The following is a 26,627-nucleotide window of genomic DNA, read 5'->3' as shown; positions in this document are numbered from 1 at the left end:
CCTCAAAACATAGTTTTTATATTTTCTCTGTAGATATTCTGAACTATCCCAAGCGATGCCATGGAGGTAAGCATAGAACTTCCTCCATAGCTTATAAAAGGTAACGGAATTCCTGTTACAGGCATAATACCAAGTGTCATAGCGATATTTACAAACATTTGGAAACCGAACATTCCAGCAATTCCTGCTACAATATATGAACCAATCTTATCTTTACAGTCAGATGCTATTTTGATTAGATTTATAATCAACAATGAGTAAAGTACTATTATTATTACGCATCCAATAAATCCTATTTCCTCACCTGCAACTCCAAATATGAAGTCTGATTCTTTGACAGGTAGATAATTCAATCTATTGATAGTACCCATAAAAAGTCCTTTTCCAAATAACCTGCCAGAACCTATTGCAATTTTTGAATACATGACTTGCCAACCTTTACCTAATGGATCAAGTTCTGGATTAAACAAAATTCTTACTCTATCCTTTTGATAATCAAGAAGTATAAACTCCCACGCAATGGGTATGAACACAGCAAGTGCCCCCATTGCTATATAAAAGTACCGAAGGCTTAAACCTGCCACAAACAGAATTGTCACAATTATTGCAACAAAGACCGAAGCTGTTCCTAAGTCAGGTTGTTTGAGAACAAATACTATAGGTATGATAGCAAAAAACAAAACTTTTGCAAGATTTTTAAAAGCATTAATGTTTTCTTGCATTGAAACAGCCTTTGCAAAAAATATTACTATTAAAAGCTTAGAAATCTCAGATGGCTGGAACGATAAAGGTCCAATTTTAATCCACCTTTGGCCGCCCAACACATTTATTCCGTTGATATCAACATAAAGAAGTAGTCCTATCATTATCAAATAAATAATAACATAAAAGTTGGTCAGAATTCTATAGTCAATTATTGAAAATACAAAAAATAGAACAAAACCTAAACAAAACCAAATAACTTGGGACACTACCAGCTTATACTTACCTGTGTCAAGTATATTGCTTGCACTTGCAATCAATACAAAACCTATGACACACAGCAAAATCATCAATACTATTAAAAAAACATTATACCTTTTTTTTATTGTTTCCTCATTCTGAACAATCATCAATTTTCAGCCTCATCATTAATAATTTCTGATTTTTTAACAGACTTAATTGGTATATTTGCAACTAAAGCAGGTACAAACTCACCTTTTTGTTCAGATGGTGTCCTTGTTATTTGAATTTCTAACAGCTTATCATCAATTACTATATATTTTTGTATCGCATTTAGTATTTCATTTTTAATAAGCTCTAATAGCTCAGGCGAGACATTTGCCCTGTCATGAATTAAAACAAGTTTTAACCTTTCCTTTGCAATATCTTTTGAAGATTGTTTGTTAAAAAACTTATTGAAAAATTCAAACATTAACAATTCCTCCTAAGAATTATTTAAACCAAATAACCTCTTTATTCTGCCAAAAAAACCTAAGTTTTCTTCATTGCTCACAATGGGAATATCCTCACCTAATATTCTTCGGGCTATATTTCTATACTCCTGGCCGGCTTTTGATTTTTCGTCTGTGACAATTGGTTCTCCTTTGTTTGTAGAGATAATGATCTTCTCATCATCTGGGATAATCCCTAAAAGGCTAATTGACAATATCTCTAAAATGTCATCAATGTCCATCATATCCCCGCGTTTTACCATGTCAAATCTAATCCTATTAATGATAAGCTTTGGGTTATGTAATTCATAAGCCTCTAAAAGACCAATTATTCTATCAGCATCTCTGACAGCTGAAACCTCAGGAGTTGTTACAACAATTGCCTTATCTGCACCAGCAATTGCATTTTTGAAACCTTGTTCAATCCCCGCTGGACAGTCAATTAAAATAAAATCAAAATCTTTTCTAAGTTCATTACACAGATTTTTCATCTGTTCAGGTGAAACAGCAGTCTTATCCTTTGACTGAGCAGCTGGCAGAAGATAAAGTCCTTCAAACCTTTTGTCTTTGACCAAGGCTTGTTTTGGCTTGCATCGTCCTTCCACAACATCAACTATGTCAAAGACTATTCGATTCTCTAAACCCATCACAACATCTAAGTTTCTAAGACCAATGTCTGCATCAATTAAAAGAACCTTTTTACCAAGTATACTCAAGTAAGTCCCCACATTGGCAGTGGTTGTTGTTTTACCAACACCACCTTTACCAGATGTAATTACATATACCTCTCCCATTCTTTAAAACTCTCCTTTTTATTAAGTTTTTAAAATTGACTTACAGGCTTTATTACAATTGTGTCATCTTCAATGTACGCAACTTCTGGGACTCTTTCTTGCTCTTGATTCTGTTCGTCAGGTGCTCTGGCAATTATATTTGCAATTCTAATTTGAACGGGATTCATCTCAATGGCGAACACAACTGCATCTTTGTTGCCTGATGCTCCTGCATGCGCCACACCTCTCAAAGCTCCTAATACAATAATGTTATTTGCTGATATGACTTCAGCCCCTGGGTTTACATCCCCAATTATTATTATATCTGTATCTGATTTTACAACCTGCCCTGACCGTAACGTACCTTTGTATATTTTTGCATCTTTAGAGCTGGTTGAAAATAACATCTTCTTCTCATCTGACTCATTTGACATTGGCACAAGGTGATGAAAGTTAATTTCGTCCCACGGGAATATTATATCATGTACTCCTCCAAATGTCTTCATGATATCTATCAATTTTTGCAATTCATAACTATTTAGTCTTCTTCCTATAAATTGAATTGGAATTTCATAACCTGAAAAGAAGTTTTTACCATTAACAATCTTCTGCTTAAAGTAATCACAAATGGTATCAAAATCACAGCTATTGTCCAAAATAACAGCTATTCCTTTTCCAAAACCTTTCAATACAACTGGTTCACTCAAACCTGTTTCCCCCTTTTAATGCGATGTAGCGCCTTGCCCATTTTGCAAGTCAAAATAGCTATCAATTATATCCCTTGCAACATATGCAGCATAAGAACCATGTCCACCATTTTCTAACACAATAGCAAAGGCAATTTGCGGATCATCATAGGGAGCAAAGCCGACAAACCAACCATGTGCATCCGAAGAGGTAGAATACTGTGAAGTACCTGTCTTTCCTGCAACAGTAAAAGGCAAATCTTTAAACGCTTGTCTTGCCGTACCTCCTTCTTCACTTGTGACACTCTTCATCCCTTCAAAAACTGCTTGTTTTGTAGCAAGCGACATATTGACCCTACTCAAAACCTTTGGTTTTGAATTGTAAATAACCTTTCCATTTGCATCAACAATTTTATCTATCAGATTTACCTGATACCTTGTTCCGCCATTTGCAACAGTTGCAATAAAGCTAGCCATCTGAACGGGAGTAAATGCATTTATAGACTGACCAATTGCTGCTAAAACTGTGTCACCAGGATACCATGGCTGGTTGAATATATTCTTCTTGTTTTCCTCATTTGCAAGAATACCATTGGACTCTCCATCAAGTTGGATATTTGTTTTTCCGCCCAGTCCAAACAAATTGGCATACTTGTCAATCCTGTCAATTCCAAGCCTTCTACCAGTTTCATAAAAAAACACATTGCATGAAACCTTCAACGCATCGACAACATCTACCCATCCGTGTGTTCTGCGGTACCTATTCCACAGCCAACAAGCTGGCATAAAACCAGATTTTGCATAGTACATGTATCGGCCCGTATCTAATATTTTCTCGTTGGGTTTTATCACACCTTCTTGCAAGCCTGCTATTGCCGTCAAAATCTTAAAAGTTGAACCAGGTGGATAAACACCTGCAATAGCTCTATTAAACATTGGCCTGTTAGGGTCATTTATTAGTTTATTCCACTCATTTATTGTAATTCCTTTTATAAATATGTTTGGGTCATAAGAAGGATAGCTTGTGAGTGCAAGGACATTTCCTGTTTTTACATCAATCACAACAGCTGCTCCTGCTGTTGCCTTTGGGAATCTTTCTCCAAACTCTCCGTTTCTTATTTTTTCTAATACATTTTTGAGCGAGTTATAAGTAACCTGCTGCAATTTGTCATCAATTGTGAGGTAAATATTTGCTCCTTTTATTGGCTCTTTTTCAACCTTGACATTATTTATTCTCCCAAACTTGTCAACTTCAATAAGCTGTATTCCATCTTTGCCACGCAAATAATCTTCATATTTCTTTTCTATTCCCTCAACGCCAATGAGACTGTCTGCTGAATATCCTTTGTCTCTTAACTTTTCATATTGCTCTTGTGTAATTTTCCCTACTCTTCCTACGACAAAAGCATTATAAACTGCATCTTTATAAACTCTTACTGCCTTCACATCTATGTTGACAAAAGAAAATTCTTTTCGTCTTTCCTCTATTTGTGCAATAGTTTTCATTGAAATATCTATTGCTATTGTAACAGGTTGGTACATCTGATAATAATTGTAAAATAACATATCCTCAATTGCCATAACCTGAAGGGTCAGGTTCAAATCAAGATTGTCTGGGATGTAAAACCTTTTTCTAAGAAGATTAAATGCTTGCTCAGCGGTATAATTTAAAGGTATATTCCTGTCCTTTTTCCATTGGTATTCAACCTTTTTAGCAAGTTTTTTGTCATTTATACCAAAGTCAAATCTTATAGGATTTATAGCAATCTTGAACTGATTTAATATCTTGTCGTTATTTTTATTTAAAATCTTAACAATTTCAATGATCTTTCTTGTAAACTCCTTCTTCTCCTCTTCTGTTCTAAGCTGCTGAGTTTTTAAAATCTGCAGGACATATGCTGGTCTGTTGTCAGCAAGAGGCCTTCCGTTTCTATCAAAGATGATTCCCCTTGGCGCCTCTAAATTTGCTTTTTGCATAATTCTTCTCTCTGAAACCTCATAATAATAGTTGCCCTTGATTATCTGAAGATAACCTAACCGAATAATTAAGATAGTTGTCATGCATATAAAAAGTATGTATAAAAATGTCCACCTATTGAAAACTTTCTTTTCTCTTAATTTTTCAATGAATAATATCTTCATTCTTCTTTTAAATTTCTCCCCTTTTTAAGTCTGAGAAGATATTTACTCTCTTTTGATATAACAAGGTAAATAAATATTCCAGATATTGAGTCTAAAATGAACTGAATCACTGAGGTACTTAAAATCAAAGACACATTAGGTATGGTTTTGTTTACATAGCTCTCTATTAAATACTGTAAAAGATTTTTAGACAGCAAAAAGCTGAAAAGATAGATTAAAAAGATTTCTATTCTCTCCAAATAGATCCTCTCTTTTAATCGTTTGTTTACAAATAGGAGCGCAACCATTAGGAAGACATCTATAAAAAAGCTGTTGGTAAATATGGAACAAAATATAAAAATTAAAATCATATTTGCAATTAGAGCATCTGTAAACTCAAAAAAAATTACATTACACACAAGAAGTGGAATGTACAATAATATTGAATTTCCCTTTATATACACAATTTCTTGTAAAACCGTCTGCAGCACAGTCGCTCCAATTATATTTGCACCGTATAATATTACCTTATTTTTAAACAATTCACCTAACACCTACCGAAAAATTTATACCTTTTACTTTTTTTAGTACCATGACATACTCTATATTTTCGATATCTACCGCAGGCTTTATCAGTATGTTCTTCGTAAGTTCAAACTTGTCATTTTTTATTTGGACAATCTTTCCTATTACAATGCCTTTTGGAAATATCTCACCCATTCCAGATGTAATGACAACATCATTTACTTTGACCTTCGAATCTTTTGAAACATATTTCAGTTCACAAAGCCCTTTTCCCATAAGGTTAAGATTTCCCCTTACAACTCCAATATCCCTTGTTCTTACAACCATGGCAGATGCCGAGAAATCTGCATCTAATAAAGTCTCAACCTTTGCCCAATTCAGGCCACAGTCAACAATACTACCAACTAAGCCTCGGTTGTTCACAACCACCATATTCTTTCTAATTCCATCTTTCAAACCTTTGTCTATAATAAAATAACTTAACCACCCCTCAGACGACCTGAGTGTGACCCGTGCCACTTCATAATCAGCAGCTGTTTCAATTTGATTTTTAAGCCCAAGAAGTTCTTTTAACTTTTTGTTTTCACTTTTTATTTCTTCAATTGTTACTCTATCAGTGCTTAGTTTGTCAAGCTGTTCTTTTAAATGTTTATTTTCGGCAATAATCTGATTCAAATGTGTAATACCATTTATATATTCCTTTATACTTCTAATTATTTTAACAACCTTAGAATTGACAGGAACATAGCCATCTTTCATCTTTTTCGAAATTATATTTGAGCCATAGTTTTGGATAGAAATTATAGTTGCAATAATGCTAAACAAAAAAGACACTATAATAATTATTGCAATGAAAACATTCTTTTTCAAAACATTTCATCCTCCACTATCTTGAGCTCCTATTAATCATAACCTTCTGCAATGTTTCAAGCTCTTCTAACGCCTTTCCTGCTCCAAGCGCAACACAGTCAAGTGGTCTTTCTGCTATGTGAACAGGCAAACCTGTCTCTTGCTTAATTAGCTTATCAAGCCCTTTTAAAAGTGCTCCTCCACCTGTTAACATTATCCCCCTTTCCATAATGTCTGCTGCAAGCTCAGGAGGAGTCTTCTCAAGGGTCTGTTTAATTGCATCAACTATTGCCATAACAGGTTCTCTTAAGGCATCCCGTATCTCAGATGAAGAAACCTTTATTGTCTTTGGAAGGCCAGTTATTAAGTCTCTCCCTTTAATTTCATACCATTCTTCTTTTTCCAATGGATATGCTGAGCCAATTTTTATTTTTATTTCTTCTGCTGTTCTATCACCAATCATAAGATTGTATTCTTTCTTTATATAATTTGAAATAGCTTCATCAAACTCATCACCAGCAATTCTCAAAGATTTGCTGGTCACAATACCACCAAGCGAGATTACTGCAACCTCAGAAGTCCCACCGCCAATATCAACCACCATACTCCCTGCTGGCTCGTCAATCGGAAGACCAGCACCAATTGCTGCTGCCATTGGCTCTTCCATTATATAAACCTCTTTTGCACCTGCTTTATATGCTGATTCCTCTACTGCTCTTCTTTCAACCTCAGTCACTCCTGATGGGACACAAATAACCACTCGTGGCTTAAGACCCAACAAAGATTTTTTGTATGCTTTTTCTATAAAGTATTTTAGCATAACCTGAGTTGTATAAAAATCCGCAATAACTCCATCTTTTAGCGGTCTGATAGCTACAATATTTCCAGGTGTTCTTCCAATCATTTCTTTTGCTTCATTGCCAACCGCTAAAATTTTTCCTGTATCCTTTTGAACAGCAACAACAGAAGGCTCGTTTACAACAATGCCCTTGCCACGTAAATGAACCAATGTATTTGCTGTGCCCAAGTCAATTCCTAAATCTCTATAAAGCGACTTTAATAATCCCATTATAACTCTCCTTTCATCAAGTCATATCCTAATTTTTGTAGCATGGTGTTTAGCTTGTACAGGGGAAGACCAACAACATTGTAAAAACAACCCTCTACCTTTTCAACTATCAAACTTCCAAAACCTTGAATCGCGTATGCTCCTGCCTTGTCAAAAGGTTCACCTGTCTTTATATATCTTAATATCTCTTCGTCACTCATCTGTTTTATATAAACATAACTTTTTTCAAAGTCAACTAAAATTTGGCGACAACTATCATCAATTATGCAGACACCTGTAAAAACTGTATGGCGTTTGGCGCTTATCTTTTTTAACATGTAAAAAGCTTCCTCTTCATTTGATGGTTTGCCAAGAATAGTGCCTTCTATGAAAACAATTGTATCGGCTGAAATTATTAAAGAATCTTTTGCACTCTCACCAAGCCTCCTGAAAACCTCTTCAGCTTTTTTCTTAGCTAAATTCATCGCATTTTTCTCTGGTGGTAAGTCAGGGTCAATAATTTCATCTACATTTGAAGGAACTATATCAAACTTTATTCCAAATTGTTTTAAAAGTTCTATTCGCCGTGGGGAAGAAGATGCAAGTATCACTTTCTTCAATTTCGAAATATAACCCCTTTCGCTTTTTTTTGAAATTATAACCTCACTTTTAGTTTGTGGTAAAATTGAGACCTCTGATAATTTATTATATCATTTAAATGTTGCAAAAAAAATAACTTTCGATAAAAAAAGAAGCTGGCAAATGAACAAACCAGCTTCTTCCAGGAAATTGTAAGATATTCTTATGGCTCCTTTTTAATACAATGGTCTTCTTTTGTAATGTGTATGAAGTATATGATGTGCTTTTTCACTATTTGGATGTTCTAAGAATTCATCGTAAAGTCTCTTAATAGTTGGATTTTCATGAGACTTTCTTATTGGCAGTGACCTATCCTCGTCATATATAGCACTTGCTCTGAGTTTTGCAACATCTACCCTTTCTCTTACCTTTGCTGGGATAATTGGCTGGCCACCGCCCATTATACAACCACCAGGACATGCCATGATTTCTATAAAGTGATATTCCTTTTCACCGTTTTTAACCATCTCAAGCAGTTTCTTTGCATTAGCAAGCCCGTGTGCAACTGCAGCCTTTATCTTCATTGTACCAACATCAATTTCTGCCTCTCTAATTCCTTCCAAACCACGAACCTGTGTAATTTCTACATTTTCAAGTGGCTTCCCTGTCAAAATCTCGTATACTGTTCTAAGTGCTGCTTCCATTACACCACCTGTTGTGCCAAAAATGACACCTGCACCTGTTGCATCACCCATTGGGTCGTCAAAATGATTGTCTGGCAGGTTAACAAAATCTATTCCTGCTTCCTTTATCATCCGAGCAAGTTCTCTTGTTGTCAGCACAGCATCTACATCAGGATATCCACTTGCTGCAAGCTCTTCTCTTTGCGCTTCAAACTTTTTGGCTGTGCATGGCATTATGGAGACTACAAACATGTTAGCAGGATCAATTCCCATCTTCTGCGCATAGTATGTCTTCAAAATTGCTCCAAACATCTCATGTGGAGATTTGCAAGTTGATAAATTGTCTAAGAATTCTGGGAAGTAGTGTTCACAGAATTTTATCCATCCAGGTGAGCATGAAGTAATAAGCGGAAGCTTCCCACCATTTTTGATTCTATTTATAAGCTCTGTGCCTTCTTCCATGATTGTAAGGTCTGCACCTGTGTCTGTGTCAAATACCTTGTCAAATCCAAGCATCTTAAGAGCTGTTACCATCTTACCTGTCACACGGGTCCCAATCGGAAGACCAAATTCCTCACCAAGCGCAACTCTTACAGCTGGTGCTGTTTGAACAACAACATATTTGTTCTTATCAGCCAAAGCCTTCCATACGATGTCAGTAGAATCCTTTTCACGAAGTGCCCCGACAGGGCATGCTTGGATACACTGACCACACATTGTACATGCAACATCATTTAAACTTCTGTCAAACGCTGTTGAGACAACTGTTCTGAAACCTCTATAGTTTGCATTTATAACACCAACTTCTTGGACATTTCTACATACATTAATACATCTTTTGCAAAGTACACATTTGTTCGGGTCTCTAACAATTGAAGGTGAAAAGTCGTCAAGTGGCCGTCTTATATTTTCACCTTCATATCTTATCTGCTTTACGTTTAAATCCTCAGCCAGTCTTTGAAGTTCACAATTGCCACTCCTTATACATGTTAAGCAGTTTCTGTCATGGTTGGACAAAATCAGCTCAAGATTAACCTTTCTTGCTCTTCTTACTCTTTCACTGTTTGTGATAACCTCCATACCTTCTGACACAGGATAAACACAAGCTGCTTGCAAGCTCCTTGCACCTTTTATTTCAACAACACACATCCTACAAGCGCCAATCTCATTTATACCTTTTAAGTAACAAAGGGTTGGAATTTCAACTCCTGCCTCACGTGCTGCTTGCAAAACAGTGTAGTCCTTTGGTACCTGAAGTTTCTTGCCATCTATTGTTATATTCACCATCTCCATTTGTTGTACCCTCCTTCTTAAGCCTTCTTAGAGATTGCTTTGAATGGACATTTTTCTATACATACTCCACACTTAATACACTTTTCTTGATCAATCTCAAACGGCTTTTTAATCTGCCCAGTTATAGCATTTGCAGGACAGTTCTTAGCACAGATACCACAGCCTTTGCAAAGATCTTTGTCAATTACAATTCTTAAAAGTGCCTTACATGCCCCTGCTGGACATCTCTTTTCTTTGACATGTGCTTCATATTCATCTCTGAAGTATCTTAGTGTACTCAAAACTGGGTTTGGCGCTGTCTGACCAAGTCCACAAAGAGCGCTGTCCTTAATTGAATATGCAAGCTCTTCTAACTTCTCTAAATCCTCTTCTGTCCCGTTTCCACTTGTAATCTTTTGCAAAATCTCAAGCATTCTTCTTGTTCCTATTCTACATGGTGGACACTTTCCACATGACTCATCAACTGTGAACTCTAAGAAGAACTTTGCTATATCAACCATACAGGTATCTTCATCCATTACAATCATGCCACCAGAACCCATCATTGTACCAAGAGCTGTGAGTGAGTCAAAGTCAATTGGTGTATCCATAAGTGATGCAGGAATGCATCCACCAGATGGTCCACCTGTCTGAACAGCTTTGAATTTCTTACCACCTGGTATTCCACCGCCAATGTCTTCGACTATTTCTCTTACAGTTGTCCCCATTGGAACTTCAATAAGTCCTGTGTTGTTGACCTTTCCAACAAGTGCAAATACCTTTGTACCCTTGCTCTTTTCTGTTCCGATTGATGCAAACCACTCTGGTCCTTTGAGGATTATCACAGGAATATTTGCATACGTCTCAACATTGTTCAAAAGTGTTGGTTTGCTCCAAAGTCCCTTTACAGCTGGGAATGGTGGTCTTGGTCTTGGCTCTCCACGATGACCTTCAATTGATGTCATTAAAGCTGTCTCCTCACCGCAAACAAATGCACCAGCACCAAGTCTTATCTCTATATCAAATTCAAAGTCTGTTCCCAAAATATTCTTGCCCAGAAGCCCATACTCTCTTGCCTGGTTTATCGCAATCTCAAGTCTCTTGACAGCCAACGGATACTCAGCCCTGACGTAAACATAGCCTTGTTTTGAGCCAATTGCATAACCAGCAATTGCCATAGCCTCAATAACAGAATGTGGGTCACCCTCTAAGATGCTTCTATCCATGTATGCACCAGGGTCACCTTCGTCAGCATTGCAGACAACATACTTAACATCACCTGGTGCTTTTGCTGCAAATTCCCATTTCAAACCTGTTGGGAATCCACCGCCACCTCTTCCTCTTAAGCCCGACCTTTTTACCCACTCAATTACCTGCTCTGGAGTCATCTCTGTCAAGACCTTTGCTAAAGCTTTGTATCCGTCGTATGCTATATACTCTTCAATGTTTTCTGGATTTATAACACCGCAGTTTCTAAGAGCAATTCGCATCTGCTTTTTGTAGAACTTGACTTCATTTAAGGACCTTATCTGGCCTTCTTCAAGTGACTCTTTATACAAAAGCCTTTTTACTATTCTTCCTTTTAAAAGATGTTCTTCCACAATCTCTTTTACATCAGAGTCTGCAACCTTACTATAGAATGCACCTTCGGGATAGACAATGACAATCGGACCTTCTGCACAAAGTCCAAAACATCCTGTACGAATTACTTGAACCTCGTCTTTTAAATTGAAGTTTTCTATCTCTTTCAAAAAAGCGTCATATATCTTGTCTGACCCACCTGATGTACAACCTGTCCCACCACATACAAGAACATGTGCTCTATATAATGGCATTATTGCTTACCTCCCTTTTATTTGTTTGCTTCTTTATTTTCTTCATAGCCAATTGTGTATTCATAAACTGGCTTTCCATTCACAATATGCTCAGCAACAACTTTTGAAACTTTTTCAGGTGTCATTTTTACATATGTTACCTTCTCTTTGTTTGGCTCATATACTTCTACAATTGGCTCATATTTGCAAAGACCTATACAGCCAGTCTGAACAACTGTTACATTCTTAAGATTTCTTTTTTGAATCTCCTCAACAAACTTTAGCATAACAGGTCTTGCACCTGCTGCTATTCCACATGTTGCCATACCAACAACTATTCTGATTCCCTCTCCTTGCTGTTTTCTAAATTCGAGCTCTTCTAATGCCTTTTTTCTTATCTCTTCAAGTTCCTGAATAGACTTAATCATTGAAATTCGCACCTCCAAATAAATTTGATAACCCTCTTGAGAGCTCTTCCTTAATAAACTCTTGTACACTTGGCAAATTGAGAGGTACATCATCTCCAAGAACACTTTTTAGCTTATTTGTATCAAAAACAAACTCTTTTTTGTCAGCTCTGTGCACATAAACAAAATCCACATCTGGCGCACCACATATCAAAAGTAGGAGAGTATCAACAATATTTCCAAGTGGTGGCCTGTCAATATGCGAATGCTGAAGCTTAATTTTTACTTTTGTGCCATTTTCAGATGAGTCAATAAAAAGCTTTCCATTACAGTCTTTTGCAAGCTGTGAGGCAAGTGCCAAACCAAGTCCTACCTTTCTTGTCTTCCTTGTAGTATAAAAAGGATTTGTCACCTCATTTATCAATTCTTTTGGTATACCTCTCCCATTGTCTTCAATCGAGATCGAAAATATATCATTTTCTAAATCTTCGACAATCTCAATCTTAACAAACGTTGCCCCAGCTTCAATTGAATTTTGCACAAGGTCAAGGATATAAAGTGAAAGTTCGTTCAACCAAATCACCCTATTTTACTCTTATCACACAGACATTTGTTAAGTTAATATCTTGACAAGATATTTTCAATATCTTCAGGTGCTAATTTCCCATAGACAGTGTTATCAATTACAACAACAGGTGCAAGTCCACAAGCTCCTAAGCATCTTGTTGCTTCAATTGAAAATTTGCCATCTTCTGTTGTACCACCAACGTCAATCTTTAAAAGCTCTTTTAATTTTTCCAAAATTTTATCTGCACCTTTTACATAGCAAGCAGTTCCCATGCATACACTAATCTTGTGATCCCCTGTTGGTTTTAATGTAAACCTTGTATAAAATGTTGCTACCCCATAAACCTCTGCCATTGGTATGTTCAGACCCTCTGCAATTCTCTTTTGTACCTCGTATGGCAAGTATCCAAATAGCTCTTGTGCCTCATGCAAAGCAGGAATTAGAGCACCTCTTCTTGATTTATTCTTTTCAATAATTTCATCAAGTTTTTTGAAGTTTTCCTCGGTCAGATTTTTGCCTTGGTAACAAGACATTAAATCGCATCCCCCTTCTATTGTTAGAAATTTAACATATTCAATTACACCTACTTTCACTATTGTAACATATAATAGGGTATAAATGAAGTATAAATTTTGGAGAATTTACTTGAAAAATATTGTATACAGTATATCACTTTCAATAAAAAATTCCTTTTCGTTAATATCCCACAGATGATGTGCATCAGAGGAGTGTAAAAAGATATACCTGCTATCTTTCGGCAAAAACTTTGAAAATTCAAATTCGTTGACTTTTGAGACTTCAAGAATTGAAACATCTTTTAGTTCATCTGGTAATGTCCCCAGCCTTCCAATTATTCCATAGGATTGTCTATTGATATGAGCTGGAACAAAAATCATATTGTAAAACTTTGAAATTTCATAAACTTGAGATATACTTAAATTCAGTGGTTGTAGCAGGAGTTTTTCGTAGCTTCCGACAATATTGTCTTCCTTGTCCACTAAGAACTGATTTCCATATATATCCTCTCTCAAGGCTACGTTTGGAAGATTTTCTTCAATAATCTCTTGAAACTCTTCCACTACAGAGAAATCTTTGAAATATAAAAGAACATGGACTTCTTCACAAGTTTCTATCTCAACACCAGGGATAAATAAAATCCCAAGATGTTTTGCAACCTCTGAGAACTCTTTTAAATTCAATGTAGAATTATGGTCTGTTATGGAAATTACATTTAGTCCCTTTATCTTTGCCATGTTTATTATATTGTTTGGGGTCATGTCATTGTCAGCACAAGGTGAGAGCGCAGAGTGAATATGCAGGTCATAATAAAGTTTCATTTTGACCTTCCTTCTCTTGAAGAATTAGTAATTTTGCGGTCTCAAAATGAGAAAGCTCGGTTGTGAAAATAGGAATATTTTCCTGTTTAGATTTTTGAAGCATATTGGCATCTGGCTTTACTCCTTCTGTTAATATGATAGCCTTCACATCTCTCAAAGTTGCCACTGCAATGACATTTATGTTGTTCTGAATTGTTATCCAAATGCTATTGTCTTTGATATGTGAAATTGCAAAGCTCAAAACATCTCCAATATACACATTTTCATACACATCATTATCTCTAATAACATCATTCACAAGGTTAAAATATTTTCTTAGGTACGCAACTCTTGGCATTTATTCCTCATCCCTTTCAAGTGATGGTGGTAGTTTATTCGAAAGCTCAACCATTTTATTTGCAAGCTCTTTAATATTTTCACGAAGGATAAAGATACAATCTGTATCGTTTGCCAAGCCTCTGACTATGTCCTCTGCAAGGGTTTTGCATGTTGGAGAACCACATGCGCCACAGTCCAAACCAGGCAAAATTTTTAATATCTCATTTACTCTCTCATACTTTTTCATAGCCTCTTCGATGTCAGAATCAAGTTCTAATACAGGGTTTGCCTCCAATTCTTTTCTAAACAAAAGGTCTTCCATCTTTATTCCAACGTCATTGACAATTTTTCGAGTATTTTCTTTTAACATTTGAGCTTTGTCTGCAAGTTTAGAAGACCACTTTTTGATTCTATTCTTGGCAACATATGGATTTTCTACCGTCAACGGCCCACCAACACAACCTCCACTACATGCAAGTCCTTCAAAGTAAATAATATTATTCAGCCTTCCATTCTCAATCTCTTCCAAAACCTTTATAACATTATGAATCCCATCCACATTTACATACTCATCAATTCCCAAAGCTAAACTTTCTCCACCAGATGCTGCCCATCCAATTCCTTTCCCGGATGCAATAGAAATAGGCTTCGCATCTTTTATACTTTTTAGCTTGCTTCTAACAAGTCCATAGATATCTTTGATAGCAATTACTCCATCAACATATGACTTTTCAAATCCAAGAGGCCAGTTTACATAAGTCATCTTTGCTGCACAAGGTGAGATGAAAAAAGCACCTATCCTATCCATCTCAATGCCTTTTTGCTTGTTTATTCTCTTTTTTGCGAGGTGGGCAGCAACCTCCATTGGAGAAGCAAGTGGGAGGATATTATCAATCAAATCTGGGAATTTTGTCTGGATAAGCCTTACCACCGCTGGGCAGGCAGAAGAAATTATGGGTCTTTTATCTTTCTTTTTTGAAATAAACTCTTTTGTAAACTCTGTTACAATCTCTGCTGCTTTTGCCACTTCAAATATGTCGTCAAATCCTATTTCTAACAATGCATGTAATAGTTTATTGATATCATCTGTTTCAAATTGAGCATAAAATGAGGGTGCTGGTAGAGCAACTTTATATTCGTATTTTTTTATATCATCTAAACTATTTGTTACAGCATATTTTGCGTGATACGGGCATGTTCGTATACACTCACCACAGTCTATACATCTTTGATCGATAATTCTGGCTTTTGAACTTCTCACTCTTATTGCTTCTGTTGGACACTTTTTAATACAATTTGTACACCCTCTGCACTTCTCTCTGTCAAGCATTATCGAATGCAGATTAAAAGGCATTTTAAAATTCACTTCCTTAAAAGAATATTAAGATAATTTAAATTATTTGTTGAACACGACCATATACACCCTTGTTCCACTGCCTTTTTGGGACTCAATCTCAAAATGATCAGAATATTTTTTCATATTAGGAAGACCCATACCCGCGCCAAATCCTAAGTTTCTTATTTCTTCAGGAGCTGTCGAGTACCCTTCCATCATTGCAAGTTCAACATTCTCTATTCCAGGGCCTCTGTCTTCAGCAATTATTTCAATCTTGTCTTTTGAGATGATGGCTTTCAAAATTCCACCTACAGAATGTATAACAATATTCATCTCTGCTTCGTATGAAATGATGGCAACCTTTTTCAAAATTTCAGGCTTAACTCCCAACTTTTTTAAAGCATCCTTAATCTTGCTTGAGGCCTCTCCAGCTAATACAAAATCTCCAGCTTTGATGTCAAACTCCATTGAAAGCAGCATCTTTTCAGCACCTTTCTTTTCCCAACCCATTTTCATAGAGTATTCCACATGCCTGAAACATTGGAAAGTCTGTAGAGTAAAGAGCTATGCATTTTTCTTTTGCCAACTTCAACATCTCTTCTGAGGGTTGCTTTCCACGAACAATTATAACAGCCTTTATATCCATCATTTCAGCTGTACGAATAACCTGAGGATTGACAAGACCAGTAAGTAGAATTACCTTTTCCTTTACAAAGGCTAAAACATCACTCATCAAATCAGAACCACAAGCATTTAAAAATTCTTCTTCAGAAAGTTCTTGAGGCTCAAAAAAAACCTTACATTTTAAAAGATCTTTTATTTTTGATAATTTCATAACTTTAAAAACCTCCATCCAACTTCATATTCTTTTTCCTCCTAAAGATTCAAAAGCTTCACTGACAACCTCTTGCACCTTACCTTCTGTTAATACATTTTGCGGAAAATCTTCTTGTTCGAGGCAAAGTAAATATTCAATGTTTCCTTCTGGACCTTTAATAGGAGAGTACGTCAAGCCTTTTATGCTAATACCTAAGGAGAAATAACAATCAATCACCTTTTTAATAACACGAACATGTGTTTGACTTGACCTTACGACTCCTTTTTTCCCAACCTCCTTCCTTCCTGCTTCAAATTGAGGCTTTATTAGCAAAATGCCTTCAGTACCTTTTTCCATAAACTCCTTTATTTTATGTGCTATAAGCGTCAATGAGATGAATGAAACATCACATACAACTATATCAATTCTATCAGGTATCTTTTCTCTCTCAAAATACCTAAAATTTGTTTTCTCAAAATTGATAACTCTTTGATCTTCTCTTAGCTTCCATGCAAGCTGGCCATAGCCAACATCAACACAGTAAACTTTTTTTGCACCATACTGCAAAAGGCAGTCTGTAAACCCACCTGTAGATGCTCCAATGTCTAAGGCAATTTTTCCTGAGACATCTATACTAAAAAAATTCAATGCCTTTTCAAGTTTAAGTCCGCCTCTGCTCACAAATTTCAGCTGTTCTTTTACTACAATCTGAGCATTACAATCAATTAGCTCCCCAGCCTTTTCAATCTTTTGATTGTTCACATAGACATTTCCACTCAAGATAAGTGCCCTTGCTTTTTCGCGAGACTCTGCAAAACCTTTCTCAACAAGTAAAATATCTGCTCTCTTTTTCAATCTGCTATCAACTCCATAATGACATTTTTTAAATTCTCTTTGTCCAAACCAAGTAAAGAATAAAGCTCACTAATTGATCCCTGCTGAATGAACTTATCTGGGAGTCCAATATGTTTTACCAAATTCTTGCTATTGACTTCACCAATAATACCCTTTATTTTTTCGCCAAGACCACCAACTACAGTATTATCTTCAACAATTAATATTTTCCTGTGAGTTTTTGCTATTTTTTTCATAAATTTAGCATCTAAAGGTTTTAAAAATCTTACATTTATCAGCGTTATGTTCAAATTGTTTTCTTTAATAATATCATACAACATTGAAACATGTCTTCCAACTGTAAAAATAGCCAAATCACTGCCTTCTACTAATATTTCAGACTTGCCAAATAAAATTGGTTCATAAACCCCCACAATCTTAGTTGTTCCTCTTGGATATCTTATTGCAATAGGTCCACCATGATAAGCTGCGGCAAAGTCTAACATCATTTCAAACTCTTTTGTATCCTTTGGAGCCATCACTGTTAAGTTTGGTATTAACGTTAAATAAGATATATCAAAGCTGCCGTGATGAGTCTCGCCATCTTCGCCAACAAGTCCTGCCCGGTCTACACAAAATACTACATTCAAGTTTTGAAGACATACATCGTGAATAATTTGGTCAAATGCTCGTTGTAGAAATGTAGAATATATTGCCACAAATGGTTTGAAACCTTCTTTTGCAAGGGCTGCTGCAAACGTCACAGCATGTTCTTCGGCAATCCCAACATCAAAAAATCGCTCTGGATACATCTTCGCAAACTTAGTAAGCCCTGTTCCATCAGGCATAGCAGCCGTTATTCCCACAATCTTTTGATTTTCCTTTGCAAGTTCGCATAACTTGTCTCCTAATACTTCTGAAAAACTTTTGGAATTTGTATCTGTTAAATGATTGCCTGTCTCTATGTCAAATGGTGGAACACCATGATACTTTTCAGGGAACCTTTCAGCATGTTCATATCCTTTTCCTTTCTGTGTGACAATATGAACCAAAACAGGTTTTGTCAAATTTTTAACATTTTCAAAAACTTCACACATCTTCTTTATGTCATGTCCGTCAATCGGTCCATAATATTCAAAGCCTAGAGCTTCAAAAAGCATACCCGGAAAAAGTATATATTTAAGACCACCTTTTAGTTTTCTTACTAACTGATTAAGCTTTTCTCCTATAAATGGAATATTTGCAACCAATTCATCGGTAGCTTTTTTTAGTTTAAAATACCTGGGCTGTGTTCTAACCTTAGACAAATACTTAGCAATCGCGCCAACATTTTTTGAGATTGACATTTGATTGTCATTTAATATTACAAGAAGTTTTCCGTTATACCTTCCAGCATTGTTAAGCCCCTCATATGCAAGCCCACCTGTCAACGCTCCATCTCCTATTACAGCAATTACATTATAATCTTTGTGATTTAGGTCACGAGCAATAGCAAATCCTAACGCAACTGAAATAGAAGTTGAACTGTGTCCTGTGTCAAATGAGTCATAGATACTTTCTTTTGACTTTGGAAAACCACTCAACCCCCCTAATTTTCGCAAAGTAGCAAACTTTTCTTTCCTTCCTGTCAAAATCTTATACACATAGCACTGATGACCTACATCCCATACAATCTTGTCCTCAGGCGGATTAAATATATACAAAAGTGCCAGTGTAAGTTCCACAACACCTAAATTTGCTGCTAAATGCCCACCCGTATTTGCAATGTTATACAATAAAAATTCCCTTATCTCTTCAGATAAAGTATATAATTGCGATATACTGAGCTTTTTTATGTCCTTAGGATAGTTTACTTTTTCTAAAATACCCAAATCATCTCACTTCCTACCTCTATGTCTTTATAAAGATGCTGAGAATTTTCCCACTTATTTTCACTATATCATAACTTTTTTGGATTGCAAAATACTTGCCAATTGCTTTACCTGAAATTGTAAGAGCAGCAACAGTTGCTGTTAAAATCAGTGAAAGAAACACAATATCAGCGTTACTATTCTTTGAAATATAGAAAACAATACTTGCTGAGAGCGAACCGCTCAATATCCCACAGATGTCTCCTATTACATCATTGCAAATTGAAGAAACTTTACTTGCATTTTTAATGAGCCAAATACTGTTTTTTGCTCCTTTAACTTTTTTTGCAGCCATGGCATGAAAAGGAACTTCATCAGCAGCAGTAGTTGCTATACCTATTATATCAAATAAAATTCCCAAAAGAATTATTATAAGCAATAATACAAATGATATAGTAATTGGTAATTTTTCAGACACAATACTCGAGATGTAATTTAGAGAAGCAGACAATAAAAAGGACAATACAAATAAAAACACTACCCATTTAAAATACTCTGACTTTTTGGTTTGTGTCTTCTTACTCCCCATTTTTCCTCCCCAATATATAAAAAAACTTTTTTATCTTACATTGAAAGTATACAAATTTATGGGATAGGGTGATTTTACGAAGGGTAAATTTTGCGGCTTGAGGTCTGGTAGGATTTCCCCCAAACTTACCTCCCGTCGCCAGGAGGCGGTTTCCCTTTAAAAGTTTGGGTGTGCGGTTGCCCAACACACAACCAGATCGCCACTAAGTCCGCACTTTAATCCCCTTCGTAAAGCCGAAAATCGGCACAGCCTAGGAGCTTTCCTCGACAGAGGGCATGCTTTCTAGCCTCTTTTGCGAAATAGATTTCAGGCCTCAAGACTCCTCTAAAAACGGGCCCTATTTTTAGAGGAGCCATAAATTCGGCCATCCGTCTATCTCGCTCAAGGCAGGCTACACTACCCCAAGCACATCTACTTAATTATAGATGTACCTGGCGGTAGGTTTTACTAACGCACAAAAAGAATTTAGCCTTCTTTTTGTGCGTTAGCCTCCACGGGAAAAGGGTTCCATCCTGCATGCCATTGCAGGACTCCCTTATCCCTTACTCCCAGCTTCAACCCCTGACTGGGCGTCAGAAGCCAAAACCAGGAACTTCATCGGTGTGCCCTTTGGCGGATTTTTAGGCCCGCCTTCGAAAGCAGCCACTCTGACTAGGATACTGCATCACCCTATCCCATTTTATAGACCTTTTTTATTATGTTTTCAGAATAATATTATACCACAGCTTCTTTTTTGCTTCAAATCATTATAGTTGCTATTAAAATGCCAAGAAGTGCTCCAACAAACACCTCTGTAGGTTTGTGCCCTATAAGCTCTTTTAATTTGTGCTGGGGCTTGTAATGTGGTGAAAAATACATTTCTATGAGCTCATTTAGTGTCTGTGCTTGTTTGCCAGCCTCTCTTCTCACGCCAGCTGCATCATACATCACAATCAATGTAAATGTCAATGAAATAGCAAAACTTGTTGAGCTAAAACCATCTATAAACCCCACCGCAGTTGAAAGCCCGCAGGCAAACGCTGAATGAGAACTTGGCATTCCACCTGAACTTATGAATTTTCTAAAGTCTATTTGGTGGGACACAAAGAAGGTTATTATTATCTTTAAACACTGGGCTATAAACCAGCTAACAAAACCAACTTGTAGAGCCTTGTTTGTAACTATTTCGTATATGACCTGTTTCATCTTCCCATCAACCAATCTTTATGAGATTTGCATATGATAAAAGCAACCTTTTCTGTCCAAACTTCTCAAAGTCTATCAACACCTCATTCATATCCTCTGAAACAGATAATACTTTCCCAATACCAAATTTCTTGTGCTGTATTATATCACCAACAGCCAAAGCCTTTTTGGTACTACTTTCTGTATTACCACTGATTTGTGTACCAGAAGATTTTATAATCATAAGTGGTGTATATATCTGCTGGATATATTTTGTTGGAATCTCGTCAATAAAACATGATCTTTGCCTTGATGAAAATCGCCCAAAAACTCTTCTGTTGTTTGCATATGTTAGAACCAATAATCTCTTTGCTCTTGTAATTGCCACATAACAAAGCCTTCTTTCTTCTTCAAGTTCATTTTGCAACTCAATTTCATTTTCTGACCTCATAAGAGGAAATAACCCTTCTTCAAGACCAGTCAAAAATACCACCTCAAATTCTAAACCTTTTGCAGCATGGACTGTCATTAACATGACTTTATCTTCTTTTTGACTGTCATCTTCTTCAAAGCTCAGGGTAATTGAGTTTAAAAAGTTTTGTAAGCTTTTATCTTCGTTTTCTTCATCAAACATAGCTGCTGCACTGATTAGTTGTTCTATATTCTTTGCTCTTTGGAAATCTTCCTCATTTTTACTTGAAAGCAAGCTCTCCATATACTTTGTCTTATCAAGCACAAGCTTGATTACCTCAACCACTGATTTTGACTCAGCTTCAAATCTCATGCTCTCTAATAGTAAAATAAAGTCATATAATTTTGCATACGTTCTTCTGTCAAACTCAAAATTCCCTCTTTCTTTTAACAACCTATAAGCAGAAATTCCATACTCATCACTCAAAACCTTTATCTTTTCTACTGTGCTTGGCCCAATTCCCCTTTTTGGTACATTTATAACTCTAAACAAACTTAAGTTGTCATCAGGATTAGTTATGAGTCTTAAATATGCAATAATATCCTTTATTTCTTTTCTTTCGTAAAATCGCAAACTTCCTACCACTTTATAAGGGACTGAATGAGAAGAAAGAGAATTTTCAAAGTTTAGCGACTGAGCATTTGTCCTATATAGGATTCCTATTTCAGAAGGCTTAATTCCACTTTGTATAAGATTCTTTATTGACATTGAGACAAAATTTGCCTCGTCAACCTCATCAACTGCTGAATAAAGATAAATCTTTTCGCCTTCGTTATTATCTGTCCAAAGCCTTTTTGACTTTCTATATTTGTTGTTCTTTATAACCTCATTTGCAGCGGACAAGATTATCTTTGTAGATCGATAATTTTTTTCAAGCTTTATCACCTTTGTATCTGGAAAAACATTTTCAAATTCTAATATGTTCCTTACATCTGCGCCCCTGAAGCTGTAAATACTCTGATCATCATCGCCTACAACACAGATATTTCTGTGTTTTTGTGAAAGTAGATAAATCAAATAAAACTGTGCATGGTTTGTATCTTGATATTCATCCACTAAAATATATTTAAACTTATGCTGATACTTTTCTAATATGTCTGGGTTTGTTTTAAAGAGCATTATAGTATAGTACAAAAGGTCGTCAAAGTCAAAAGCATTGTACTCTTTTAAGAGTTTATTATAAAGCCTGTAAACCTCAACAACATGTGGGTCCACATCTCCTTCTTTATAAACATCAGATGGACCTATTAGCATATTCTTGAAATTGCTAATTAGTTTTGAAACATACCTGAGTTCAAGTCTCTCTTCATCAATATTCAACCTTGTAAAACACTCTTTTAAAAGCTGGTTTCTATCTAGCATGTCAAATATGACAAAGTTATTAGAAAATCCTATATTATGTGCTTCCATTCTAAGTATCTTAGCACATGCAGAGTGAAAGGTAGAAACCCACATCTCCGAAAAAGACTCCACACTTACAAGCTTTTTTATGCGTTCTTTCATCTCATCCGCTGCTTTATTAGTAAATGTTATAGCCAATATATTGCTTGGTTTTGCCAATCCCATATTCAATATATATGCAATTCTGTATGTGATTACTCTTGTTTTGCCAGAACCAGCTCCGGCCAATACTAAAAGCGGTCCTTCCGTTGAAAGAACCGCCTCTAATTGTTCTTCATTTAACTCTTTCAACCACTCCATTTTCCTCTACTACTCCCTAAGACCAATATTGTGATTTTTTAGCTCACCTAATATCTTTTCTTGCAGTGGCAAGATGTCGCCGTCTGACAATGTCTTTTCTTTTGACCTGAAAACTGCTTTGTATGCATAGCTTTTAAATCCTTCTTTTATCTGCTGTCCCTTGTAAACATCAAATAAATAAAACTCTTCTAAAATCTCTGACGCATATTTTTTAAATACATCTTCAATTACTCTGCTTTCAATCTCGTCAGGTACCAAAAATGCATAGTCTCTTTCAATAGCTGGGTACCTGGGGAGTGGTGCATATTTCTTTTCCTTTTTCTCAAGCTCTAAAAGCTTGTCAATGTAAACTTCAGCATATATTGCTCTTCCTTGAATGTCAAAACCACTTAAAACATCTGGATGGACCTCACCAATATACCCTATTATTTTATCTTTTGATGTAATTTTCGCAGACCTCGTTGGATGCAGATTTAAATTAGTATGGTCAGAAGAAAATTCTATATCTTCAATTCTCAGCATATCAAAAAGGTTTTCTAAAATTCCTTTTACAAAGTAGAAATCCTGCCCAACATTTCCTAATGCCAATACAAGCTTTTCATCTGGCAACTTATCGTTTGATTTTTTGAACACAGGCGCAAGTTCAAATATCTTAATATCTTTGATATTTCGTGAAAGATTAAGATTGATAGCTTTGAGGATTGAACTTAAAAGTTGCATTCTCATAATTGAAAAATCTTCTCCAAGCGGATTTAAAATTTTAACAGCATCATCTAAATTGTACCCTTTTAAAATCTCATAAACTTTCGGTGATTCAAAAGAATACGAATAAATCTCATAGTAACCACTATTTGCAAGAAAACTTTTGATTTCATTTACCATCTTTTGTTTTTGAGTAAGTCCTGAGGAGATTGCATTTCCCATATAAACTCTTGAGGGTATTTTATCATAACCGTAGATTCTTATTACCTCTTCAGATATATCTGCCATATCAGCAATATCAACCCTAAATGGTGGAACAATAAAAACGTTTTTTTGGCTGTCATACAAAATTTCAAGCCTTTCTAAGATTTCAATTACATTATCATGTGGTACACTTACTCCAAGTAACTTTTCTATATACGAAAAATCGGCTTTAACTGTGACCTGCTGCTGAGGAACTAAATAAGTGTCTATTGTGCCTTTTACAACCTCACCAGCACCTATTTCTTCAATAAGTGCACATGCTCGTTGTATTGCAACCTCCGCAAAGTAAGGGCTAAGACCTTTTTCAAACCTGTTTGATGCTTCTGTTCTAAGACCTAAATACCTTGAAGTTCTTCGCACCATTGCAGGGTTGAATGTAGCTGACTCAAGAAGCACCGTTTTAGTATTTTCGTCAACCTCTGTTTCCAAGCCACCCATCACACCAGCTACTGCAATTGCCCTATCTTCATCCGCAATTACTATATCTACAGACCTCAAAGTTCTTTTTACACCATCAAGAGTAATAATCTCTTCACCATCATTTGCAAGTCTCACAAAGATATTTCTGCCATGAATTTTGCTCAAATCAAATGCATGAAGAGGCTGGCCTATTTCAAGCATTACGTAGTTTGTAACATCTACAATATTATTTATTGGACGAACACCACAGGCTATAAGTCTTTTTCTAAGCCATTCAGGTGATGGTCCAATTTTTACATTTTTTATTACCTTGCCAATATATCTTTTACAAATATTCCCATCTTGAATCTCAATTTTATCAAGATAATTCTCTATTTTGTCATCAACTTCTATATAGCTTAAGTTCGGAAATTTTAATTTTTTCTTCAAAACAGCTGCAATCTCTCTTGCTAAACCAACAACACTCAAACAGTCTGGCCTATTAGATGTTATCTCAAAGTCTACAATTATATCGTCTATCTTTAAAGCCTCTTTTATATCAATTCCAAGTTTGTCATCATCTATACCCTCAAGAATGAAAATCCCATTCTCATCAGCATAAGGAAACTCAGCGCTTGTCAGTCCAAGTTCATCTAAGGAACAAAGCATGCCTTCTGATACAACACCTTTGAATTCTAATTTGTCAATCACCTTGCCGTTTGCCAGACTTGCACCAGGTTTTGCAACAGGTACAAAAGCACCTTTATAAATATTTTTAGCAGCTGTGATTATTGTCAATACACATTCTTTTACATCAACCTTGCAAACAAACAAATTGGGATTCTCTGGATGCAAAAATACATCCAATATCTTGCCAACAACTACATTCCTGACAGAATCAAGTCTTTTCTCATACCCTTCAACTTTCGTTCCACTCATTGTGAGCTTTTCAACAAGTTCATCAACAGAACAGTCTATCTCTACAAGGCTTTTTAGCCACTCAAGAGATACTTTCAAAACTCTTCACTCCTTCTGTAAGTTAAATTTAATTTTATCTAAATTGTTTCAAAAATCTCAGGTCATTTTCATAAAAAAGTCTAATGTCCTCAATTTCATATTTTAACAGTGCTATCCTTTCAACACCCATACCAAATGCAAACCCTGTGTATTCATCTGGATCAATGCCGCAATTTGCCAAAACCTTTCTGTGTACCATTCCTGCACCTAAGATTTCAATCCACCCTTCTCCTTTGCAAGTTTTACATCCTTTTCCCCCACAAAATATACATGAGATATCAACCTCAGCAGATGGTTCAGTAAACGGAAAATGGTGAGGTCTGAATCTCACTCTTGTTTCCTCACCAAAAAACCTCTTTGCAAAAACCTCAAGCGTTCCTTTCAAATCAGCCATTGTAACCCCTTTGTCCACAAAAAGTCCTTCTATCTGGTGAAAAATAGGCGAATGTGTTGCATCAACCTCATCAGATCTGTAAACCCTTCCAGGTGAAATTATTTTAATTGGGGGCTTTTTGCTCTTCATAACTCGAATCTGAACTGGTGATGTATGTGTTCTTAGCAAAACATCATCTGAGATATAAAAAGTATCCTGAGTGTCACGCGCTGGATGGTCAGCAGGAATATTCAAAGCTTCAAAGTTGTAATAATCAAGCTCTACCTCAGGTCCCTCAGCAATCTCATAGCCCATGCTTAAAAATATCTCACTAATCTCTTTTTGTACCTGCGACAGGATATGAATTGCCCCTACTTCTACTCTTTTTCCTGGTATTGTAACATCAATTCTCTCTTTTTGTATTCTTTTTTGTTTTTCCTCTTCCTCAAATTTTTTGCGCAACTCATTTATTTGTCCTTCAATAAAGTCTCTCAGTTCATTCAACTGTCTTCCAGCTTGTGCTCTCTTGTCCGAAGGGAGGGTGGAGAGTTCTTTTAGCATATTTTTAACAATACCCTTTTTCCCTAAATACTTTATTTGAAACTCTTCAAGTTCTTTTAAATTTTTAACATTTGCTATTTCACCCATACACTGAACTTTTAAGTTTGAGATGTCAATGTTCAAAACAAACACCAC

General features: G+C 36.0%; 26 protein-coding genes. All 26 read right to left on the bottom strand.

Annotated features, from left to right (window positions below; all coding sequences use genetic code 11):
- Window positions 1-2: 2 nt before the first annotated feature.
- On the bottom strand, window positions 3-1,112 hold the full coding sequence (gene rodA, locus PGC14_RS04970) for a rod shape-determining protein RodA (protein ID WP_271629692.1): 1,110 nt from the start codon (window positions 1,110-1,112) through the stop codon (window positions 3-5).
- Window positions 1,112-1,414, bottom strand: a complete 303-nt coding sequence (gene minE / locus PGC14_RS04965; protein ID WP_011917391.1) for a cell division topological specificity factor MinE — start codon at window positions 1,412-1,414, stop codon at window positions 1,112-1,114. The genes rodA and minE overlap by 1 nt, the downstream gene beginning before the upstream one ends.
- A 12-nt stretch (window positions 1,415-1,426) precedes the next feature.
- The gene (minD, locus tag PGC14_RS04960) at window positions 1,427-2,227 is read right to left on the bottom strand and encodes a septum site-determining protein MinD (protein WP_271629691.1); all 801 of its coding nucleotides are present in this window, start codon (window positions 2,225-2,227) and stop codon (window positions 1,427-1,429) included.
- Between the two features lie 29 nt (window positions 2,228-2,256).
- Window positions 2,257-2,913, bottom strand: coding sequence for a septum site-determining protein MinC (gene minC, locus PGC14_RS04955; RefSeq protein WP_127351862.1), 657 nt, complete (start codon window positions 2,911-2,913; stop codon window positions 2,257-2,259).
- Window positions 2,914-2,928: 15 nt separating this feature from the next.
- Window positions 2,929-5,034: a penicillin-binding protein 2 gene (gene mrdA / locus PGC14_RS04950; RefSeq protein WP_271629690.1), complete on the bottom strand. Its 2,106-nt coding sequence runs from the start codon at window positions 5,032-5,034 to the stop codon at window positions 2,929-2,931.
- Window positions 5,031-5,555 (bottom strand): hypothetical protein, encoded by a 525-nt coding sequence (locus tag PGC14_RS04945; protein WP_039767710.1) that lies wholly within the window; start codon window positions 5,553-5,555, stop codon window positions 5,031-5,033. The genes mrdA and PGC14_RS04945 overlap by 4 nt, the downstream gene beginning before the upstream one ends.
- Before the next feature lies 1 nt (window position 5,556).
- The gene (gene mreC / locus PGC14_RS04940) at window positions 5,557-6,408 is read right to left on the bottom strand and encodes a rod shape-determining protein MreC (RefSeq protein WP_039767709.1); all 852 of its coding nucleotides are present in this window, start codon (window positions 6,406-6,408) and stop codon (window positions 5,557-5,559) included.
- Window positions 6,409-6,424: 16 nt separating this feature from the next.
- Window positions 6,425-7,456 (bottom strand): rod shape-determining protein, encoded by a 1,032-nt coding sequence (locus PGC14_RS04935; RefSeq protein WP_011917385.1) that lies wholly within the window; start codon window positions 7,454-7,456, stop codon window positions 6,425-6,427.
- Window positions 7,456-8,064: a Maf family protein gene (locus tag PGC14_RS04930; RefSeq protein ID WP_039767708.1), complete on the bottom strand. Its 609-nt coding sequence runs from the start codon at window positions 8,062-8,064 to the stop codon at window positions 7,456-7,458. The genes PGC14_RS04935 and PGC14_RS04930 overlap by 1 nt, the downstream gene beginning before the upstream one ends.
- A gap of 186 nt (window positions 8,065-8,250) precedes the next feature.
- The gene (locus tag PGC14_RS04925; RefSeq protein ID WP_039767707.1) at window positions 8,251-9,990 is read right to left on the bottom strand and encodes an NADH-dependent [FeFe] hydrogenase, group A6; all 1,740 of its coding nucleotides are present in this window, start codon (window positions 9,988-9,990) and stop codon (window positions 8,251-8,253) included.
- A 17-nt stretch (window positions 9,991-10,007) separates the two neighbouring features.
- Complete coding sequence (nuoF, locus tag PGC14_RS04920; RefSeq protein ID WP_271629689.1) at window positions 10,008-11,804, bottom strand: NADH-quinone oxidoreductase subunit NuoF; 1,797 nt, start codon at window positions 11,802-11,804, stop codon at window positions 10,008-10,010.
- Window positions 11,805-11,821: 17 nt separating this feature from the next.
- On the bottom strand, window positions 11,822-12,211 hold the full coding sequence (locus tag PGC14_RS04915; RefSeq protein ID WP_039767706.1) for a (2Fe-2S) ferredoxin domain-containing protein: 390 nt from the start codon (window positions 12,209-12,211) through the stop codon (window positions 11,822-11,824).
- Window positions 12,204-12,764, bottom strand: coding sequence for an ATP-binding protein (locus tag PGC14_RS04910; protein WP_307742499.1), 561 nt, complete (start codon window positions 12,762-12,764; stop codon window positions 12,204-12,206). The genes PGC14_RS04915 and PGC14_RS04910 overlap by 8 nt, the downstream gene beginning before the upstream one ends.
- A gap of 44 nt (window positions 12,765-12,808) precedes the next feature.
- Complete coding sequence (gene nuoE, locus PGC14_RS04905; protein ID WP_271629687.1) at window positions 12,809-13,291, bottom strand: NADH-quinone oxidoreductase subunit NuoE; 483 nt, start codon at window positions 13,289-13,291, stop codon at window positions 12,809-12,811.
- 108 nt (window positions 13,292-13,399) lie between these two features.
- Window positions 13,400-14,095, bottom strand: coding sequence for a PHP domain-containing protein (locus PGC14_RS04900; protein ID WP_039767703.1), 696 nt, complete (start codon window positions 14,093-14,095; stop codon window positions 13,400-13,402).
- Entirely contained in the window at window positions 14,079-14,432 is a 354-nt protein-coding gene (locus tag PGC14_RS04895) for a DRTGG domain-containing protein (protein WP_011917377.1), read from the bottom strand. Before PGC14_RS04895 ends, PGC14_RS04900 begins: the two co-directional genes overlap by 17 nt.
- The gene (locus PGC14_RS04890; RefSeq protein WP_271629686.1) at window positions 14,433-15,767 is read right to left on the bottom strand and encodes a [Fe-Fe] hydrogenase large subunit C-terminal domain-containing protein; all 1,335 of its coding nucleotides are present in this window, start codon (window positions 15,765-15,767) and stop codon (window positions 14,433-14,435) included.
- 42 nt (window positions 15,768-15,809) lie between these two features.
- Complete coding sequence (locus PGC14_RS04885; RefSeq protein ID WP_039767784.1) at window positions 15,810-16,229, bottom strand: ATP-binding protein; 420 nt, start codon at window positions 16,227-16,229, stop codon at window positions 15,810-15,812.
- A 4-nt stretch (window positions 16,230-16,233) separates the two neighbouring features.
- A complete protein-coding gene (locus PGC14_RS04880) occupies window positions 16,234-16,584 on the bottom strand; it encodes a DRTGG domain-containing protein (protein ID WP_039767782.1) in 351 nt (116 codons plus the stop codon).
- Between the two features lie 24 nt (window positions 16,585-16,608).
- Window positions 16,609-17,421: a TlyA family RNA methyltransferase gene (locus tag PGC14_RS04875; protein WP_271629685.1), complete on the bottom strand. Its 813-nt coding sequence runs from the start codon at window positions 17,419-17,421 to the stop codon at window positions 16,609-16,611.
- Complete coding sequence (dxs, locus tag PGC14_RS04870) at window positions 17,418-19,271, bottom strand: 1-deoxy-D-xylulose-5-phosphate synthase (protein ID WP_271629684.1); 1,854 nt, start codon at window positions 19,269-19,271, stop codon at window positions 17,418-17,420. The genes PGC14_RS04875 and dxs overlap by 4 nt, the downstream gene beginning before the upstream one ends.
- Window positions 19,272-19,290: 19 nt before the next feature.
- On the bottom strand, window positions 19,291-19,839 hold the full coding sequence (locus tag PGC14_RS04865) for a hypothetical protein (RefSeq protein WP_271629683.1): 549 nt from the start codon (window positions 19,837-19,839) through the stop codon (window positions 19,291-19,293).
- Between the two features lie 738 nt (window positions 19,840-20,577).
- Window positions 20,578-21,024 (bottom strand): divergent PAP2 family protein, encoded by a 447-nt coding sequence (locus tag PGC14_RS04860; protein WP_039767780.1) that lies wholly within the window; start codon window positions 21,022-21,024, stop codon window positions 20,578-20,580.
- Window positions 21,025-21,031: 7 nt separating this feature from the next.
- A complete protein-coding gene (locus PGC14_RS04855; protein WP_271629682.1) occupies window positions 21,032-23,176 on the bottom strand; it encodes an ATP-dependent helicase in 2,145 nt (714 codons plus the stop codon).
- Window positions 23,177-23,185: 9 nt separating this feature from the next.
- On the bottom strand, window positions 23,186-25,558 hold the full coding sequence (gene pheT, locus PGC14_RS04850) for a phenylalanine--tRNA ligase subunit beta (RefSeq protein WP_271629681.1): 2,373 nt from the start codon (window positions 25,556-25,558) through the stop codon (window positions 23,186-23,188).
- A 34-nt stretch (window positions 25,559-25,592) separates the two neighbouring features.
- Window positions 25,593-26,615 (bottom strand): phenylalanine--tRNA ligase subunit alpha, encoded by a 1,023-nt coding sequence (gene pheS, locus PGC14_RS04845; RefSeq protein ID WP_271629680.1) that lies wholly within the window; start codon window positions 26,613-26,615, stop codon window positions 25,593-25,595.
- Window positions 26,616-26,627: the final 12 nt, after the last annotated feature.

This window comes from Caldicellulosiruptor sp. DIB 104C (genome assembly GCF_028198085.1).
Taxonomy (GTDB): Bacteria; Bacillota; Thermoanaerobacteria; order Caldicellulosiruptorales; family Caldicellulosiruptoraceae; genus Caldicellulosiruptor; species Caldicellulosiruptor saccharolyticus.
This window is presented reverse-complemented; position numbering and strand designations above follow the sequence as displayed.